Annotated in this window: 15 protein-coding genes and 1 tRNA gene; 10 read left to right on the forward strand and 6 right to left on the reverse strand. The window is 65.9% G+C overall.

Annotated features, from left to right (window positions below; all coding sequences use genetic code 11):
• Positions 1 to 80: 80 nt before the first annotated feature.
• Together VKZ87_RS16710 and VKZ87_RS16715 are read right to left on the reverse strand one after the other, a co-directional pair.
• Entirely contained in the window at positions 81 to 266 is a 186-nt protein-coding gene (locus tag VKZ87_RS16710) for a CsbD family protein (protein ID WP_324222406.1), read from the reverse strand.
• A gap of 62 nt (positions 267 to 328) precedes the next feature.
• The gene (locus VKZ87_RS16715) at positions 329 to 910 is read right to left on the reverse strand and encodes a YqaA family protein (protein ID WP_324222407.1); all 582 of its coding nucleotides are present in this window, start codon (positions 908 to 910) and stop codon (positions 329 to 331) included.
• Between the two features lie 239 nt (positions 911 to 1,149).
• On the opposite strand from VKZ87_RS16715, the gene VKZ87_RS16720 reads away from it, so the two are divergent.
• Positions 1,150 to 1,236: transfer RNA gene (locus tag VKZ87_RS16720), tRNA-Leu, on the forward strand.
• A gap of 40 nt (positions 1,237 to 1,276) precedes the next feature.
• Here VKZ87_RS16720 and VKZ87_RS16725 read toward each other — a convergent pair.
• The 4 genes from VKZ87_RS16725 to pgmG all read right to left on the reverse strand — a co-directional run bounded on the left by VKZ87_RS16725 (position 1,277) and on the right by pgmG (position 5,784).
• A complete protein-coding gene (locus VKZ87_RS16725) occupies positions 1,277 to 1,630 on the reverse strand; it encodes a zinc ribbon domain-containing protein YjdM (RefSeq protein WP_324222408.1) in 354 nt (117 codons plus the stop codon).
• A gap of 73 nt (positions 1,631 to 1,703) precedes the next feature.
• Positions 1,704 to 3,641, reverse strand: a complete 1,938-nt coding sequence (locus VKZ87_RS16730) for an adenylate/guanylate cyclase domain-containing protein (protein WP_324222409.1) — start codon at positions 3,639 to 3,641, stop codon at positions 1,704 to 1,706.
• A 2-nt stretch (positions 3,642 to 3,643) separates the two neighbouring features.
• A complete protein-coding gene (locus VKZ87_RS16735) occupies positions 3,644 to 4,282 on the reverse strand; it encodes a FecR family protein (protein ID WP_324222410.1) in 639 nt (212 codons plus the stop codon).
• A 50-nt stretch (positions 4,283 to 4,332) separates the two neighbouring features.
• Positions 4,333 to 5,784 carry a phosphoglucomutase/phosphomannomutase PgmG gene (gene pgmG, locus VKZ87_RS16740; RefSeq protein WP_324222411.1) on the reverse strand — a complete coding sequence of 484 codons (1,452 nt, stop codon included), beginning with the start codon at positions 5,782 to 5,784 and terminating at the stop codon, positions 4,333 to 4,335.
• Between the two features lie 451 nt (positions 5,785 to 6,235).
• On the opposite strand from pgmG, the gene VKZ87_RS16745 reads away from it, so the two are divergent.
• The 9 genes from VKZ87_RS16745 to VKZ87_RS16785 all read left to right on the forward strand — a co-directional run bounded on the left by VKZ87_RS16745 (position 6,236) and on the right by VKZ87_RS16785 (position 18,516).
• A complete protein-coding gene (locus VKZ87_RS16745; RefSeq protein WP_324222412.1) occupies positions 6,236 to 6,820 on the forward strand; it encodes a hypothetical protein in 585 nt (194 codons plus the stop codon).
• Complete coding sequence (locus tag VKZ87_RS16750) at positions 6,753 to 7,568, forward strand: response regulator transcription factor (protein WP_324222413.1); 816 nt, start codon at positions 6,753 to 6,755, stop codon at positions 7,566 to 7,568. The genes VKZ87_RS16745 and VKZ87_RS16750 overlap by 68 nt, the downstream gene beginning before the upstream one ends.
• A 13-nt stretch (positions 7,569 to 7,581) precedes the next feature.
• Positions 7,582 to 9,078, forward strand: a complete 1,497-nt coding sequence (locus VKZ87_RS16755) for a HAMP domain-containing sensor histidine kinase (RefSeq protein WP_324222451.1) — start codon at positions 7,582 to 7,584, stop codon at positions 9,076 to 9,078.
• Positions 9,079 to 9,193: 115 nt separating this feature from the next.
• Complete coding sequence (locus tag VKZ87_RS16760) at positions 9,194 to 10,648, forward strand: mannose-1-phosphate guanylyltransferase/mannose-6-phosphate isomerase (RefSeq protein ID WP_324222414.1); 1,455 nt, start codon at positions 9,194 to 9,196, stop codon at positions 10,646 to 10,648.
• A 1-nt stretch (position 10,649) separates the two neighbouring features.
• Positions 10,650 to 11,672: a UDP-glucose 4-epimerase GalE gene (gene galE, locus VKZ87_RS16765; RefSeq protein WP_324222415.1), complete on the forward strand. Its 1,023-nt coding sequence runs from the start codon at positions 10,650 to 10,652 to the stop codon at positions 11,670 to 11,672.
• Between the two features lie 159 nt (positions 11,673 to 11,831).
• Positions 11,832 to 13,010, forward strand: coding sequence for an outer membrane beta-barrel protein (locus VKZ87_RS16770; RefSeq protein WP_324222416.1), 1,179 nt, complete (start codon positions 11,832 to 11,834; stop codon positions 13,008 to 13,010).
• Positions 13,011 to 13,147: 137 nt separating this feature from the next.
• Positions 13,148 to 13,804, forward strand: a complete 657-nt coding sequence (locus tag VKZ87_RS16775; RefSeq protein ID WP_324222417.1) for a polysaccharide biosynthesis/export family protein — start codon at positions 13,148 to 13,150, stop codon at positions 13,802 to 13,804.
• A gap of 68 nt (positions 13,805 to 13,872) precedes the next feature.
• Positions 13,873 to 16,095: a polysaccharide biosynthesis tyrosine autokinase gene (locus VKZ87_RS16780; protein WP_324222418.1), complete on the forward strand. Its 2,223-nt coding sequence runs from the start codon at positions 13,873 to 13,875 to the stop codon at positions 16,093 to 16,095.
• A gap of 3 nt (positions 16,096 to 16,098) precedes the next feature.
• On the forward strand, positions 16,099 to 18,516 hold the full coding sequence (locus VKZ87_RS16785; RefSeq protein WP_324222419.1) for a glycosyltransferase: 2,418 nt from the start codon (positions 16,099 to 16,101) through the stop codon (positions 18,514 to 18,516).
• Positions 18,517 to 18,647: the final 131 nt, after the last annotated feature.

The following is an 18,647-nucleotide window of genomic DNA, read 5'->3' on the forward strand; positions in this document are numbered from 1 at the left end:
AATGCCGGTGCGGTGCGGGCGGGAGAAAGTGACGGCGGCCGGAGCCTGCAGCGCTCCGGCCGCCGTTCGAAAGAGTCCGGTCAGTGTTTCCTGACCGCGTCGCGGATCGAATCCTTGGCACCGCCGACGGTGTTCTGCACCTTGCCTTCCACCTTGTCGGCCTTGCCTTCAGCCTGCAGCTTGCTGTCGCCGGTCATCTTGCCGAGCGCGTCCTTCACGGCGCCCTTGGCCTGCTTGCCGGCGCCTTCCACACGATTCTTGTCCATGAGGTCCTCCTCTGCTGTGGCCAGCACCAACAGGCGGGGAGGATTCCGGTTCCCTGCCGCTGCTAGATCAGGTAGCGGATCGCCAGAAAACCGCCGATCAGCGCGATCAGAAAAATCCAGCTCAGGATGGTGAGTCGCTTCTCGATGAAGCTCTGGATCGGCGGACCGAACTTCCACAGCAGGGCGGCGAGCAGATAGAAGCGCAGACCGCGGGTGATGACCGAGGCTATGATGAAGACGCCGAGGCTGAAATGCGCGGCGCCGCTGGCGATGGTGACAAGCTTGTAGGGGATCGGCGTCAGGCCCTTGACCAGGATGATCCACAGGCCCCATTCGGCGTAGGAGGCCTCGAACGCGTCCCAGGCCGCGCGCAGGCCGTAGAGTTCGATGATCCAGGCGCCGAGCGTCTCGATCAGGAAATAGCCGATGCCGTAGCCGAGCAGCCCGCCGAGCACGGAGGCGATGGTGCAGATCAGCGCATACTGGAAGGCGCGGTGCGGCGCCGCCAGGCACATGGGGAGCAGCATAACGTCAGGTGGGATCGGGAAGACCGAGCTTTCCAGAAACGAGACGACAGCCAGCGCACGCGGCGCATTCGGCCGGCGCGCCTGGCGCATGGTCCAGTCATAGAGGCGGCGAAACAAGACGGGCGGGCTCCGGCCGGCAGGAAAACGTCAAAGCTGTATGCCGGAGGGTGGCCGCAGTGTCCACCGGCGGGCCGGTGACGGCTTGATGACCGCCGCCTGTCCGGCGGCCGGCGATGGGTGGCTGGTCCGGAATCACCGGCGGTCAGCTGAATCGCGCGGGCCGGGGGAGGCGGCGGTTGCAAGGGGCAGGGCGAGAAGCTAAAAATCCGCGGCGCTTAGCTCCGGCGGCAAACCGGGCCCCAGTGGTGGAATTGGTAGACGCGGCGGACTCAAAATCCGTTGCCCTCGCGGGCGTGCTGGTTCAAGTCCGGCCTGGGGCACCATCCTTCGCGCTTCGATGCGCAGACAGCCCGAAGCGCTTCCCTAGGCCTTCCTCACGAATTCCGATTTCAGGTTCATCGCGCCGATCCCGTCGATCTTGCAGGCGATGTTGTGGCCGTCGGCGCCATCGGTGAGCCGGATATTCTTGACCTTGGTGCCGACCTTGACCACCAGCGACGAGCCCTTGACCTTCAGGTCCTTGATCACGGTGACCGTGTCGCCGTCGGCGAGCTGGTTGCCGTTGGCATCCCGCACGATCCCGGCATCCTCGGCCGCGGCGTCCGCGGCGGCCATGTCCTGCGACCATTCATGGCCGCATTCGGGGCAGACCCAGAGGCTCTGATCCTGATAGGCATGCGCACCGCCGCATGCCGGGCATTTCTCGTCTTCACTCATGGCTGCTCCCGCTGTTCGCGGGGAGCCTATAGCAGCAGCGGCCGGAATTCCAACCGTCGGGGGCGCAACGCCGTCACGCCGCGGGAACGGATGACGCGGCGTGATGCCAGGTCCAGACCGGCATCCGGCCTGCGCGGCCGCGGATCGGTTGCGGCGGCAGCGCGACGAAACCCTCGAGCAGGGCTTCCCTGCCGCATTGGCGGATCATCGCGACCACCGCGTCGGAAATCGTGATCGTGCTGTCAGCGGAGCGGGTCAGGCTTTCCAGTCGCGCCGCGACATTGACGGTGTCGCCGGCGGCGGAGAAATGCATCTGCGTCGCGCCGCCGAGCCGGCTGATCACCACCGGCCCGTAATGGATGCCGACGCGGATGGCCAGCGGTGCTCCGCCGCGCGCTGCCAGCTGCCGGCTCCACCCCGCCGTGGTTTCCACCAGCCGTTTCGCGCAGGCCAGGGCGGCGGCGGCATTCGCCGCGCCGGGCTGCCCGACGCCGAAGATCACCATGGCGCCGTCGCCGAGGAACTGGTCCAGCACGCCGCCATGGGCCAGAACGGCCCGCTCGATATGGCCGTGGAATTCACGCAGGAAACGGGCGGCGGCTTCCGGCGCGAGGCTTTCGCTGCGCGCGGTGAAGCCCGCCATGTCGACGAACATGATCGCCGCCGGCTGGAGCCGCTCGGCCGCCTCGGGCCGTTCACGCGCCAGCAGCTCGGCGATCAGCGGCGAGTGATAGCGCGACAGGTTCGTCTTCTGCTGCCGCTCCTGCATGACGCGCGTGACGGCGACCGCGCCGGCATTGAGCAGGATGGCCGCGGCTGGAAAGGTGAGGTTGAGCCAGAGCCGTTCCGCCTGGAACGCCCATTGCGCGGCAAAGACCAGGGCCGCGAACAGGGCGCCCACGGCGAGGCTGGCGGCGGGCGGCGATGGCAGATGGCCGAGCAGGAAGGCGGCGGCGCCGAAGCCGACGATCAGCGTCAGGTCGAGCCAGGAAAGCGCCGCATGGCGCTGCAGAAGACGGCCGTCGAGCAGGTTGGCCAGCATGGTCGCCAGCGCCTCGACGCCGGGCAGGCTGCGGCTGAAGGGCGTGACGAAGGTATCGCCGGTTCCGGTGGCGGTCGCGCCGATCAGCACGACGCGCCCGGCAAGTTGCTCTGCCGGCAGCCGGTCCTGCAGCAGATCGGCCAGGGACCAGGTCGGAATGGTTTTCGGCGGACCGTAATAGTTGAGCGGCAGCCGCAGCTCGGCATCGGTGCGCACCATCCGTTGCCCGAGTTCCAGGCCGCGTCCGGTCAGCAGGATGATCTCGCCTTCCGGCAGTCCCAGATGATGCCGCGCCAGCGCCACCGGGAAGGCGGGGACATGGCGGCCGCCGACCGGAACCGCGAGATGGATCTGCCGCAGCACGCCATCCTCGTCGGCAAGCACGTTGACATGGCCGAAACCGGCCGCGCTGCCGCGGAAGGGCTCGGCCGGGATCAGCGCGCCGGTGGCGGCGAGGCCGGGGGTGACGGTCGCGCCGGCGCCGTCGCGATGCACGACCGGCAGGGCGGCCTGGCGGATCAGCCGCACCGCATCCTCGCCGATCTCTCCGTCGGGCCGAAAGGTGAAGGCGATCGGCAGTACGGCCGGCTGCAGGGCCAGGGCTTCGGCGAGCGCGGCATCGTCTTCGGGAGTGCTGTCATCCAGCAGCAGGAGATCGAGCCCGACGGCCCGCACGCCGGCGGCATGCAGGCGCCGCACCGCCTCGGCCAGCAGGCGCCGCGAAACCGGCCAGCGGTTTCCCGCCGCCATGGTGGCATCGTCGATGGCGAGGATCGCGACATCCTCCGGGGCCGGAATGCTGCCGCGGGTCTGGAACCGCCAGGTCAGGGTCTGGCCTTCGATGGCGCCGGGCAGGGCGGCATCGCGCCACAGCAGATAGGCGGTACCGAGCATGATCGCGAGGCCGACGGCCAGAAGCATCTGCCAGCCGGGCAGCCGGAAGATCCGCTTTCCCCGCCGCGTCGCCATGATCAGGGATCGTCCGTGCGCTGCAATGCCTGCTCGACCCGCGCCGGCCCCCAGCGTACCGGCTCGCGGGGCGCCGCGCCGGCGGCGACATCGGTGCCGAAGCCGGCTGGCAATACAACCGTATGCTCGCGGCCGGGGCTGCTCACGGCCACCTCACCGGCGATGACGAAGACTGCGGTGCTGGCGGAGCCGGCTTCCGTGATCCAGGCGGTGGAGCGCGCGGCGGCGACGGCGGTTGGCGTGCGCAGCTCCAGCCGGTCGCGCTGGAACTGCGGCGCCAGGCTGATGCGGAGGATGCCGCCGATCAGGTCGATGATGGAGCGGCTGGCGCTTCCGGCCTCGCCGATCATGCGCATCGAGATGCTGGTATCGGCGCCGATGGTGACCTCGACGCCGTCGCGGCAGGCGATCTTCAGCCGCGCGCGCCTGCCGGTGACCAGCTGGTCGTCGCCGCGCAGCGCCGTGCCCGCCTGCGCTCGGATCGTGTTGCCATCGCGCAGGATCATCGCCGGACCGCGCAGGGCCGCCACCGCGCAGCCTTCGGGCGACTGCGCCGCAACGGAAAACGGAAGCACGCATCCCAGCACGGCCATCACGGCCAGCAGGATGCGGCTTCCGGACTGTCTCTGCAGGGCCGCCAAGGCATGCCCCCTCGTTTATGGCCGGGCGGCCCTCACCGCCCGGCGGCTCGTCAGGCCATCGCTTCCACGCGATGGCCACCGCTGGATTTGCGCGGCCGGCTCGGAACCGGCGTCATGACCTGCTCCACCTGTTCAACGGGAACGCCGCTGGCCACCAGCTGCTCGGACAGCAGCGCCTTCAGCCGCGCCAGTCCGTCCGCATCCGCCGCCTCGCAGCGGCCGACCAGGACATTCTGGGTGTTGGAGGCGCGCAGCAGCCACCAGCCGTCCGGCGTGCTGACCCGCACCCCGTCGATGTCGTTGACATCGGCGCCGCTGGCGCGCAGCCGCGCCTTCACTTCGTCGATGATCCGGAACTTCCGGCTCTCATCCACCTCGATGCGCAGTTCCGGCGTGTTCAGCATCTTGGGCAGCTTGTCGTTCATGTCGGCCAGGCTGCGGCTGCTCCGTGCAACGATGTTCAGCAGGCGGACGGCCGCGTACAGTGCATCGTCGAAGCCGTAGTAGCGGTCGGCGAAGAAGATGTGGCCGCTCATTTCGCCGGCGAAGACCGCGCCGGTTTCCGCCATATGGGCCTTGATCAGGGAGTGGCCGGTTTTCCACATGATCGGCTTGCCGCCCATGCGGGTAATGGCATCGAAGACGGTCTGGCTGGTCTTCACGTCGGCGATGATCGTGCTGCCCGGCTGGCGGCGGAGGATTTCCTCCGACCACAGAATCATCAGCTGGTCGCCCCAGAGAATATTGCCGCGATTGTCGACCACGCCGAGGCGGTCGCCGTCGCCGTCGAAGGCGATGCCGAGATCGCAGCCCTCGCTCAGCACGGTGGCGCGCAGCTGTTCCAGCGTCTCGGGCAGGGTGGGGTCGGGATGATGGGCCGGGAAGGTGCCGTCGACCTCGCCGTTGAGGACGATATGCCGGCCCGGCAGGTGGCGGGTGATGCTCTCGACCACATTGCAGGCCGCGCCGTTACCGGGATCCCAGACCACCGACAGCGAGCGGGTAAGCTCGGCGTCGCGCATCAGCCGCCGCACATAGGCGCCGATCACAGAGCGGCGGATCGAGCGGCCGCGGCCCTGGGCGAACTTGCCGCTGCGCATGATGCTCCCGAGCTTCTGGATGTCGGAGCCGAAGAAGCTGCGGCTGTTCATCACCATCTTGAAGCCGTTGTAGTCGGGCGGGTTGTGCGATCCCGTGACCATGATCCCGCCGTCGGCGCCGAGATGCTTGGCGGCGAAGTAGAGCATGGGCGTGGGGCCGATGCCGATCCGCAGCACGTCGATGCCGGCCGCCTTCAGTCCCTTTGCCAGGCCGTTCGCCAGCGAGGGCGAACTCAGCCGGCCGTCCTGACCGATCACCACGGTGTGCCCGCCGTTGGCGGCGACAAGAGTGCCGAAAGCCTGCCCGATCGCCTTCGCGTCGCGCACTGACAGGGTGGTCCCGACGATGCCGCGAATATCATACTCGCGCAGTATGCTGGCATCGAACTGGTGTCCGGGCATGCGTGCTTCTCCTTCGGGCTCCGAAACGTTTCCGTTCCCGCCGTGATCGAACGGCGTCGCGTTAACCACGACTGCCGGTCCGTCCCGCGGCGGAAATGCAGACGCATACAAATCAAAGAAGCCACGGCGGCTGTGTGGTAATTGCGTGGTCAGGCTGTGTCACGTGATGGAAGCGGGACATAAACGGGAGCGCTGTGACTTTTCCGAGGCGCAGTCATCGATCAGCCTCTCTGACCTTGAACGTTCGCCCAGCGCTCGTAATATCCGCCCGGTCAACAACGTATCCGGATCCTGATCGTGCGGTCCGCGTGTTGATGTCTTCAGTATCGCTCGCCCAGCAATGGGTAGAGCCAAGCCCGAAGGGCCTTCTGCACGGGGGAAAGCTTGAGAACGGTCACAGCCGCACGCAAAGCGGACGGTAAAGGACGAACAGTGGGGCGAGATCGAGCGTATGCCGAATGGCGCTTCTTCACCGACTGCCTGCTGCACGCCTGCGGTAACGCGTGGCCGTGCTTCATGGCCGCCGCGTCTGATCGCCGCCGGTTCGATCCTTCTGCTGCTCGTCGCGTGCGAGACTCTGCCGCTTCCCGGCCTGTCCGATACCGGCGAAGCGCGAACCAGTTCCAGTTCCCAGGTCAAATCAAAAAAACCAAGGGCGGCCATGAGCGGCACGTCCGGTTCCGCTGCATCCATCTCCGCCAGTGCAGCCAAGGCGAAACCGGTGGCGGTCACCAGGCCGACGGATACGCAGGACCCGTTATCGACTGGCGTAACCGGGCAGCAGATTCAGCTGTCCGGCCTCAGCGAGCAGGAACTGCGCAATCTCTACGGTGCGCCAAGCGAAGTCGAGGACAGGGCGCCCGCCAGGATCTGGCGGTACCGCAAGGACCAGTGCGCCCTGGCAGTTTCTCTGTATCCAGATGTTCAAACCCGCGTCTTCCGAATCCTAAGCTACGAGGTGACAGGCTATGACGGTACTGATCAGCGAAACCACCAATGCTGGCCCGAACTACGTTCCGGTGCCCAGCCGCGGTGATGTCAGTCGCGGTGAAACCAAAGAGATCCGGGTTGTCCTTGTTGATGATGATGACGATTTCCGCGAGGCGATCAGCGGCGAGCTGAGCGACGAAGGTTTTGACATGCGCGGCTTCGGCGACGGCACCGCCATGTTCGACTATTTCAGCGAAGGGGGTTCCGCCGACGTCATCGTGCTCGACTGGCGTCTGCCGGGCACCTCCGGCCTCGATCTGCTCGGCCAGCTGCGGCGTCGCGGCATCATGCTGCCGGTCATCTTCCTGACCGGCATGCCGGCGACATCCTACGAAAGCGCGGCGCTGGACAACGGTGCGCTCGACTTCGTCAACAAGTCGCGCGGCGCATCGATCCTGGCGCGCCGTATCCGGCTGATCATGAACGCGGCAAAGAACCCCCCGGAGCAGCGCCGGCAGGAAGTGCTCTACTGTGGTGATCTTCTGCTGCGCCCGCAGGTCAGTCGCGCGATGTGGAAGGGTCATGACGTCAACCTGACCGTGGTCGAGTTCAACATCGTGTCGCTGCTGGTGCAGAACGCCAGCGAATATGTGACCTACAGGGCGATTTACGACTGCGTGCACCATGCGGGCTTCATCGCGGGGAACGGGGAAGATGGATACCGGACAAATGTACGATCCTCAATTAAGCGGATCCGCAACAAGTTCCGCGCCATCGACCCTGAGTTTTCGCAGATCGAAAATTTCCTTGCCTTCGGCTACCGCTGGCGCGGCGCCCCAGTCGAGCGAGCCTGATGCCCAGCGAGTGATGCGCCGCCTTGGCGCATCACTCACCCTCAAGCTGGTCGGGCTCGTCGGCGTCTTCATTGCCCTGCCTGTCGTTCTCTACGGTCAATTCGAAAGCGCCGACGCGCAGCGCCGCGAACTGGTGGCGCGTGGCATCGAGCATCGCAGCTGGCTGATCGTCCAGGCGCTCACCCCGCTGCTCGATCGTCCGGACTCCGCGCGACACAGCGACCTGAACGCCGAGCTGCAGCGCTATAACGACGGCCGCTCGATCCTGAAACTGATGTACTCGCCCGACAACACGGGTGGCGAGCGGCAGTTCTATTATGTTGCCTCCTCGCCGAGGACCGGCCTCGACGAGATCGGGCCTGAACTGGAGAGTCTTGCCGAGCGCGGCATCCTGCAGCGCCTGTCGCAGAGCTGCGAAGGGCCGACATCCTTGGATGTGCGTTACCGCCAGGCCAGCGGGCGCGAAGACATCCTGACATCCGTTCTGCCGATCCAGACGCGCTGGGGCTGCTGGGTTCTGATCTCGGCCCATCCGACCACCGAATTCCTCAATCTGTCGATCGGCCGCTCCTACTGGCAGACGCGCGAGATCCGCATCGCGGCGGCGATCTACTTTGCCTTCGCGCTGCTGGCCGGCCTGATCGCCCTCAGTGTATGGCGCAACCTGCATCACTTCCGCCGCGTTGCCCGCGAGATCCGCCAGGGACGCGCGAGCGCCAAGAGATTCGCCGACCACAACATCGTGCCGGAGCTGACCAGCGTGGCGCAGGATTTCGACCAGCTGGTCGCCGATCTGCGCAAGGTGGCGAAGGACATCCGCCAGGCGGCGGAGGACAATGCGCATTCCCTGAAGGCGCCGATCTGCACCATCCAGTCGTCTCTGGAACCGCTGCGGCGGATCGTGCCCGAGGACAACCAGCGCGCCAAACGCGCGGTCGTGCTGATCGAGTCCTCGATCAACCGTCTGCATGCTTTGGTCAACGCGGCCCAGCGGCTGGATTACAACACCGCCGATCTGATCGACGCGCCGCGCGAGGCGGTCAGCGTCACCCAGGTGGTGGCCGACATCCTCTACCGCAGCCGCGAGGTAATCGCCGAGCGCCAGATCCGCCTGGTACGCGTGTTGGACGACAACGTCATTGTCCGTGCCGGCAAGGGCGTGCTCGAGGTCGTGGTCGAGAACGTGATCGACAACGCCATCAGCTTTTCTCCGCCGGACAGCACGATCACCGTAACGCTGACGAAGGATCGTAAAAATGTCACGTTGCGGGTTGATGACGAGGGGCCGGGCATCGATCCGCAGAAGGTCGAACACATCTTCGAGCGGTATTTCTCGCTGCGGCCTGCAAAGCAGGCGGCAGAGGCGCTCGCGAACCGCAATCTCGATCATTCCGGGCTCGGATTGTGGATCGTCCGCCGCAATGTCGAGGCGCTCGGCGGCCGTGTCGCGGCGATGAACCGCATCACCGGTGGACTGAGCGTGCAGATCACGTTGCCGGCCGCGGAATAGCGCCGACTTCTGCCGACTCCCGCAGACACAGGATGATCACTGGTGGCTCGCAGGTCGCGTGGCCATAGTCGCAGGGCTTCCCCATTACCTGTCGACGAGGCTGACGATGAATGCCGTGACCGAGACCAGTCGTTTTCTGGATCAGGATAGTTTCAAGATCCATCCAGTCATTCTCGCCGGCGGATCCGGGACGCGGCTGTGGCCGCTGTCGCGGGCGGTTTACCCGAAGCAGCTGCTCGCGCTCACCTCGGAGCGCACGCTGCTGCAGGAGACCATCGAGCGCAATCTCAGCGATGCGGGCTTTGCCGCACCGATCGTCGTCTGCAACGACGAGCACCGTTTCCTGATCGAAGAGCAGATCGAGGAACTGGGCGTCCGTCCCGGCAAGCTGATCCTCGAGCCGGTCGCCCGCAACACCGGTCCGGCACTGGCTGCCGTTGCCGTCTGGCTCAGCCGGCGCGATCCGGAAGCGCTGATGCTGGTGCAGCCTGCAGACCATTCGATCGGTGCCGCGGCCGCCTTCCACCGCGCCGTGCAGAGCGGCATCGGCGCGGCGGAGAAGGGGAAGCTGGTCACCTTCGGCATTGCCCCGACCCGGCCCGAGCCGGGCTACGGCTACATCAAGCTCGGGCCGCTGCTGGACGGCTCCGACCAGGCGCGCCATGTCGACCGCTTCGTCGAGAAGCCCGATCCGGACACCGCGAAGCGTTATGTCGAGAGCGGCGCCTTCTGCTGGAACAGCGGCATATTCCTGATGTCGGCACGGCATCTCATCGCGGAACTGCAGCGCCTGCATCCGGCGATCCTGGAAGCGGCCGAGCGTGCGGTGGACAACGGCGAGGAGGATCTCGGTTTCTTCCGTCTCGATACCGCGGCCTTTGCCGATGCGCCGGCACTCTCCATCGACCGTGCGGTGATGGAGCATACCGAGCATGCCGCCGTCATTCCCGTCGACATGGCATGGAGCGATCTCGGCTCCTTCCAGGCTCTGCGCGATGCGGCCGATCGCGACGGCGACGGTAACGTCGTCAGGGGCGACGTGCTGACGAAGGATGTCCGCAATTCCTATCTGCGCGCCGAGGACAAGCTGCTGGCCGTGATCGGCATGGATGACGTTGTGGTCGTCTCCACCGACGATGCCGTGCTGGTCGCCAAGGCGGACCGCGTCGACGAGGTCTCGGCCATCGTCGCCCAGCTCAAGCAGCGCAACCGGCAGGAGTCGGTCACGCATACCACCACCTACCGGCCCTGGGGCTACTACCGTTCGGTCGATCTGGGCGAGCGCTTCCAGGTCAAGCGCCTGATGGTCAAGCCGGGCGCCAAGCTGAGCCTGCAGAAGCATTTCCATCGCGCCGAGCACTGGGTGGTGGTGCGAGGAACGGCCATGGTCCAGCGCGACGATGAGCAGATACTGCTGCGCGAGAACGAGTCGATCTACATCCCGGTCGGGGCCGCCCACCGGCTGGAAAATCCCGGCAAGCTGCCGCTGCACCTGATCGAGGTGCAGTCCGGCTCCTACCTCGGGGAGGACGACATCGTCCGCCTGGCCGACAATTACGGCCGGTGCTGACATGGCTCTGTTCGACGGAGCGGAAAACCGCCCGGCGCTGCTGGTCACCGGCGGCGCGGGCTATATCGGCAGCCACGTCTGCAAGGCGGTCGCGGCGGCCGGGTTCCTGCCGGTCACCTACGACAACCTGTCTGCCGGCCATCACTGGTCGGTCCGCTGGGGGCCCCTGGAATGCGGTGACCTGATCGATTCCGGGCGCCTCGACGAGGTCATGCGGCAGTACCGCCCGGTGGCTGTTATCCATCTGGCAGGACTGATTATTTCCAGCGAATCGGTGAGCGATCCGGCGCAGTATTACGACAACAATGTCAGCGGCACGCTCAATCTGCTGGCGGCCATGCGGCGGAATGCGGTCGACCGGATCGTTTTCTCGTCCAGCGCGGCGGTTTACGGCGAGCCGGAAGTCACCCCCATGCCGGAGAGCCATCCCTGCATCCCGCTCAACCCCTACGGGACCAGCAAGCTCATGATCGAGCGGGTTCTGCAGGATTATGCCCGGGCCTACGGTCTCCATTCGGTCTCCCTGCGCTACTTTAACGCGGCCGGGGCCGATCCGGACGGGGAGACCGGGGAGGCCCATCCCGTCGAAACCCATTTAATCCCGCTTGTACTAGATGTTGCGGCCGGTTATCGTCATTTCGTCGCAATCTTTGGAGCGGATTATCCGACCCGGGATGGCACTTGTGTGCGCGACTACGTGCATGTTTGCGATTTGGCGGAAGCCCATGTTCGGGCGCTTCGCTACCTCGACACGTCCGTCGGGGCCCATGTGTTCAACCTGGGAAATGGCAACGGAGCCACCGTGCGAGAGGTTGTAGAGCTTGCAAGGCGGGTTACCGGGAGGCCAATTCCCGTCAGGGTGGAACCGCGTCGCCCCGGCGATCCGGCCGTCCTGCTTGCAGATTCGAGCCGTGCGCGGCAGGTGCTGGACTGGAAACCGGCGCTATCGGATCTCGAGGCCATGGTCGCAACTGCATGGAGTTGGCACCGGAGGGTGTCGTCCCGCGCACAAGCCGCCCAATAACGGGCGGTCGCCAGCGGGCCGGTTGGATGAGTCGCCAAGTGGGGGTCAATGTCTGTCCGTAAGTCGTCTGTCCGTCATCTGGGCGTCAGTCTGCTCGCCATTTCCGCTTTCGCCGCTACCGGAGCTTTTGCGCAAACCACTCCCCGGCCGAGTCAGCCGGTGGACGAGGTCGTCCGGGGCGCAACGGTGACCGAGCGCTCCCGCCCGGATTACGATCCGGTCGGCGTCCGGCTCGGCGGCTTCTTCCTGCTGCCCGCGCTGTCGGTGCAGGAGAGCTACAACAGCAACATCTTCGCCACCGAGAGCAACGAGGAGAGCGATTTCATCACCTCGATCGAGCCCAAGCTCGATCTGCGCTCGAACTGGAACAACCACGCGCTGAACCTGCATGCCGATGCGCGGGTGGTGCGGTTCGCCGATTTCGATTCGGAAGACTTCGAGGATTACACCCTGGCGGCGGACGGCCGCGTGGACGTGCAGCGTGACCTCCGCCTGTTCGGCGGTGTGGCGCACATGCTGCGCCACGAGCAGCGCTCTTCGCCTAACGATCAGGGCGGCCGGGAGCCAACGGAGTACGAAGTCAGCACGATCAATCTCGGCGTCGAGAAGCAGTTCAACCGCCTCTCCACCCGGCTTGACGCCAAGCGCGACTTCATCAGCTACGACGACGTCCGCACCGGCGCCGGCGGTACCATCGACCAGGGCGACCGCGACCGCGAGCAGACCGAGATCGGGCTGCGCGCCGGCTACGAGATCGCGCCGCTCCGCGAGATCTATGTCCTGGGCCTGTACAATTTCCGGGAATATGACCGCACCACGGACCGCAACGGCTTCCGGCGCGACTCCGACGGCTACACCCTGGCGGTCGGTGCCGAGTATGACCTGTCGGGTGTGACCTTTCTGGACGCCTATGTGGGCTACACCCAGCAGGAATACGACGACGCGCGGCTCGGTGACCTGAGTGGCTGGACCGCCGGGGCCAAGCTGACCTGGAACGTCACCCAGCTGACCACCGTGACCGGCACGCTGTCGCGCGAGGTCGAGGAAACCATCCTCAGCAACGCCTCGGGCTACTTCGCCACGCGGGCGGAAATCCGCGCCGATCACGAGCTGCTGCGCAACCTGCTGCTCAATGCTTCGATCGGTTACGAGAATGACGAGTTCGAAGGCATTTCGCGCGACGACGATTACTATCTCTTCGGCATCGGCGCGAAATATCTGATGAACCGCTACCTGTCGGTTTCGGGCGGTTACGGCTATCGCACGCGGTCGTCGAACCAGCCCAACGCCGACTTTGACGAGAATGTGGTCTTTCTGCGTCTGACCGGCCAAATGTAAGCGATTAACCGGCCTTTATCGGCCGGTTGTTGCCTCCGCTTGGTCACACCAGCCCGGCGTCTTTGTTGCTAAGTGTTTGACCCGCGCGGTCGCTGAATGCGGCCCGCGGGTTTCACTTTGCTCAGAGAAGCCGAAGCATGATGCACTCCAGAAAATCCGGTTCTGCTGTCGCGGCGTTCTGCCGCCGTGTCAGTGTTGCTGTCGCATTCTGCGCCGCGCTGATCCTGGCCGGCGGCGCAGGCGCGCAAACGGCCAGGTCCGGCGCGGCGCCGATGCCGCAGCAGAGCGCCGCGCAGACGCCGGGCATGCCGGGCGCACAGCCACAGGTCGACCTGGGTTACCGCCTCGGTTCCGGCGATCGCGTCCGCATCACCGTCTACGGCCAGCCGGAACTGACCGGCGAATACCAGGTTGATGGAACCGGTCAGCTGGCATTTCCGCTGATCGGACAGGTACAGGCCGGCGGGCTGACCGGCCAGGGCCTGGAGCAGGCGCTGGTCGACAAGCTGAAGCCCGACTACCTGAAAAATCCGAGCGTCAGCGTCGAGGTGCTGACCTATCGCCCCTTCTACATCGTCGGCGAGGTCAAGCAGCCCGGCAGCTACCCCTATGTCACCGGCATGTCGGTGATCAATGCGATCGCGCTGGCGGGAGGCTTCACCTACCGCGCCCGCGAGAGCTCCTTCTACGTGAGCCGCACCGGGCCGAACGGCGAAAAGACCCGGCTTGATGCCACACCCGAAACTCCGGTCATGCCGGGCGACGTAATCACTGTTCGCGAGCGGTACTTCTGATGGCACTCCCTGATCGCTTCCAGCCGTATTGGCAGCCGGCACCCTCCCATCCTGGCCAGGTTCCCGGCATGGCCGCCCCGCCGGTCTATACGGCCCCGCAGGAGGCGCCCAACTTCCTCGATACCCTGCGCAAGCTGTGGCGGTACCGCGGAATGATCCTGATCGTGACGGCGGTCTTCGCCGCCATCTCGGTCGTCGTCGCCAAGCAGATCCCCTCGACCTATATCGCGGAATCCCGCGTTCTGGTCGGCATGCCGAGCGTGCGGGCGCTGAATATCGAAGCGATCATCAACGAGCTGAGTCCCGACGCCGAGCGGGTCCAGAACGAAAGCTTCGTCATTCTGTCCCGCGACGTGGCGCGCCAGACGATCGAGCGCCTGGGGCTGTCCGAAAATCCCGAGTTCAATCCCTTCATTCGCACCGAGCCCGCCTGGCAGCGGTATCTCGGCTATCTCAATCCGCTGCGCTACATCCCCGCCGAGTGGCTCGGCGATTTCGGGGAGGACGAAAAGCCGCTCACCCCCGAGGAGCAGGCCGAGTTCGAGATGAACGTCATGATCGATGTTCTGCTCGACAAGCTGGATGTTGCCACGCTTGGCCGCAGCCATGTGCTGAGCATCCAGGCACGCTCGCTGGACCCCAACACGGCGGCGCAGGTATCGAACACCATGGCCGAACGCTACCTCGCGAAACAGCGCAGCGAGAAGATCGAGGCGACCGAGGAGGTCGAGAAGTTCCTCGCAGAACGCATCGCTGCCCTCCGTGAGCAGGTCGACCGCTCCGACCGGGCGGTCGAGGAATACCGGCGCGCCAACGGCCTCTACAAGGGCGCCAATACCGGTGTTGCGGTCCAGCAGCTGACCGAACTGAACACCCAGCTGATCGCCGCGCAGACGGCGAAGGCCGAAGCCGAATCGCGGCTGAACGAGGCGATGGCACTGCGTCGCACCGGGGTATCGGGCGAAAGCGTGCCGGAGGTGCTCAACTCTCCGGTGATCTCCTCGCTGAAGGCGCAGGAAGCCGTGGCCACGGCCCGCCTGGCCGATCTGTCCGGCCAGTTCGGCAACCAGCATCCGCGCATCATCAGCGCCAATGCCGAGATCGCCGACATCCGCCGCAAGATCCAGGCCGAAATCAACAGCATCATCGGCGGCCTGCGCCACGAGGCGCGCACCGCTGGCGCGCGTTACGAAGCGCTGCGGCAGAATTTCGAGCGCCTGCAGAACCGCCTCGGCGGGGTGAACGAGAAGTCGATCAAGCTCGACGCCCTGGAGCGCGAGGCGCAGGTCAACCGCAACCTGCTGGAGCAGATGCTCGGCCGTGCCAAGGAGACCATCGGGCAGGATCGCCTGCAGAAGCCGAATGCGAAGCTGATCTCGGCCGCCGCGCCGCCCACCGCGCCGGCCTTTCCGCCGAAGAAGCTGATCGTCTTCCTCGGCGTGCTGGCCGGCGGGCTGATCGGCGTGGTGATCGCGCTGCTGCGTGACGGCGCCGACCACACCTTTCGCCGCGGCGACCAGATCGAAACCATGACCGGCCTTCCGGTGCTGGCCCTGGTGCCGGCCATCCGCGGACGCATGGAGCCGATCGTGCATGTCCTGCGCAAACCCGTCTCGCCCTATACCGAGGCATTGCGCAAGCTGCATATCGGGCTCGAGCTCTCCGAGGCGGCACAGTCGCCCAAGACCGTGCTGTTCGGCTCGGCCGTTCCGGGCGAGGGCAAGTCGGTGCTGGCGAGTTCGCTCGGTCGCATGCTTGCCAGCCAGGGGCGCCGCGTCCTGCTGATCGACTGCGACTGGCGCAATCCGCGCCTGCACCAGCTGTTCCGCTGCTCCAACACCAAGGGACTGGCGGCGCTGCTGCGCGACGAGGAGGACGACATCGAGAAGGTGATCTTCACCGACTCGCTCTCCGGCGTGGACGTCATTCCGGCCGGCATGTTCAGCCCCGATGCGATGCGCTATCTGACCTCGGACCGCATGCGGCTGATCCTCAATGCGCTGGCGCCGCGCTACGACCTCATCCTGCTGGATGCGGCGCCGGTTCTGGTCGGGGCCGAGGTGCTGACCCTGGCCCGCATGGTGGACAAGGTGTCCTTCGTGGTGCGCTGGGGCGATACCCGCCGCGAAACCGTGCTCGAGGGCCTGAAGGAACTGGTCGATGTGAAAGCCGATATTGCCGGCATCGTCTTGACCCGGATCGATCCGAAGCAGTACCGCAAATACTCGTACAGCCAGCTGAGCTACGAGTATGAGCGGCCGATGCTGGTGAAGACGACCGACTGGGCCTAGCGGATGGCCGATCCCGTACTTCTCGTTACCCAGCATTACCGGCCAGAAGTCATCGGATCCGCCTCCTACTGCACCGATCTGGCCGAATGGCTGGCGGGGCAGGGACGTCCCGTCACGGTACTGACCGGCCGGCCGCATTACCCCAACCCGGACGACTTCGCGGATTTCAACGCCCGGGCGCCGAAACGTGAAGTCACGGGCGGCATCGTGGTCGAGCGGCTGCGCAGCTGGGCGCCGCGGCGGCGCTCCGCCGCGCTCCGGATCCTCAGCGAATGCCTGTTCCTGCTGGCAGGACTGTTCGCACTGCTGAGCGGGAGGGTGAAGCGGCACGGGCTCGTCGTTTCACTCTGTCCCTCGATCTTCGCCGTGATGCTCGGAATCCTGGCGACCCGGCGGGGCGGACGGCATGTCGCGATGGTGCACGACATACAGTCCGGCCTGGCTGCCGGCCTCAACCTGGTCCGTTCCGGTCTGCTGCTGCGCGTCATGCGCTGGTGCGAGCGTGTGACGCTGAACCGGCTGGATGCGGTCTGTGTGCTGACCGCCGAGATGAAGGTGCAGCTGCGTCGCCTCGGTGTGACCGTCCCCATCGAAATCCTGCCGATCTGGGTGGATACCGACCGCATAACCCCGCAGCCCCGTGACAGGGCCGGATCGCCTGTCCTGCTCTACAGCGGCAATCTCGGTCGCAAGCAGGGGCTGGAGCAGATCCTGGCCCTGGCTGCCACCCTCGCGAAAATCCGCCCGGAGGTGAAGATCGTTCTGCGCGGCGATGGCAGCGAGAAGACGGCGCTCATGCAGGAAGTCGCCCGCCTAGGTCTGCAGAATGTGGAATTCGCCGGCCTGCTGCCGCGCGAGCGGCTCAACGAGGGGCTGGCGCTAGGAGACCTGCATCTGGTGCCGCAGAAGCCCTCGGCAGCGGACTTCGCCATACCGTCGAAAATCTACAGCATCATGGCGGCCGGCCGGCCCTTCATCGCCACCGCCCATCCGGGTTCCTCGCTCTCGCGGCTGCAGGAAACGACCGGAGCGTTTCTCTGCGTGCCGCCGGAAGATCCTGCAGCCTTCTGCGAAGCGGCACTGGCCTTGCTGGACGATCCGGCCCTGCGGGAGGAGATGGGACGGAAAGGCCGCAGCTTCATCGAGCAGAGCCATGGCCGCGCCGCGGTGCTGGCGGCCTTCACTGCGTCGCTGGATGGCGCCGGCATGGCAGCCCGAAGGCAGGTAGTGTTTCTCGAGCCTGACCGGGATGGCCATCCGCGCGAATGGGTCCAGCACCTCATGCGCTACACCATGCAGCAGCAGGATATTGCGCGGATCTGGTTCGTGATCGCGCCGGAAATCCGTTCTTCGCTGCTGGCGGAAATTCCCGAAGACCTGCGCGATCGCGTCCGCATGATCGCACTGACCGAGGACGAGCGCCGGATGTGCACGCATCGCCGCCTTGCCATCAGCGGTTTTTCCCGCTGGTGGGTGATGCGGCGTTATCTGAAACGCACCGGCGCCCGGGCTGGCTATTTCCTGTCGCTGGATCATCTCTCTCTGCCGCTGGCGCTCGGACTGGGTGCGGCGGGCCGCAAGCTGGGTGGTATCCTGTTTCGTCCTTCGGTGCATTACGGCCGGCTCGGACCCAACCATCCGACATGGGCCGAACGCCTGCGGGATCTGCGCAAAACCCTGCTGTATCGTCTGATGCTGCTCAATCCGGCGCTGCATGTCGTACTGACGCTCGATCCCTTCTTCCCGGATTACGCGGTACAGCACTATCGCGGCGGCCATAAGGTCCACGCATTGCCCGACCCGGCGCACCCGCCGGTGCGTCCGGCCGGACCCGGCGCGGTTCCGGTCGCCATTCCCGAAGACCGGATCGTGCTGCTGCTGTTCGGGGTGCTGACCGCGCGCAAGGGCATCCTGCATCTGATGGAGGCCTTGCAGCTGCTGGGCCCGGGGGTTGCATCCCGCACGGCCGTCGTCGTCGCCGGCAAGGTTGCGCCGGAAATCAGCGCGCCGCTGAAGGCACAGGTCGAACGGCTGCAGCGTCACCGGCCCGACCTGTGGTTCCATATCGAGGACCGGTGGCTGGACAGCGGCGAGATCGGTGCCCTGGTCGAGCGCTGCGACGTCGTACTCGCGCCGTACCAGCGCTTCGTCGGTTCCAGCGGCGTGCTGCTCTGGGCGGCCGGCGCCGCCAAGCCTCTCCTCACGCAGGATTACGGCCTGCTGGGCAGACTGGTGCAGGATCACAGTCTCGGGCTTGCCGCCGATGTCACCCGGCCGGAGCAACTGGCGCGGGCAATCGAGGAAATGGTGGTCGAAGGGCCGCAGCGCTACATCGATCAGAAGGCCGCACGCAGCTTCGTTTCCGACCGTACGCCAGAGGCTTTTGCTGCGCAGATTTTCGGCAGTCTGCGAGCACTTTAGCGAGTCACGATGGCCTCAGCTTGATCACAACACGCTTGCGCGCTGTTGTGGCACATCCATCGCACTTCAGCCGCGCCGCCCGGATTCCGTTTCGGTTCAGCACATGCGCGCTATGCCGGACAGATGGCCAG

This window comes from Ferrovibrio sp. (genome assembly GCF_035304305.1).
Taxonomy (GTDB): domain Bacteria; phylum Pseudomonadota; class Alphaproteobacteria; order Ferrovibrionales; family Ferrovibrionaceae; genus Ferrovibrio.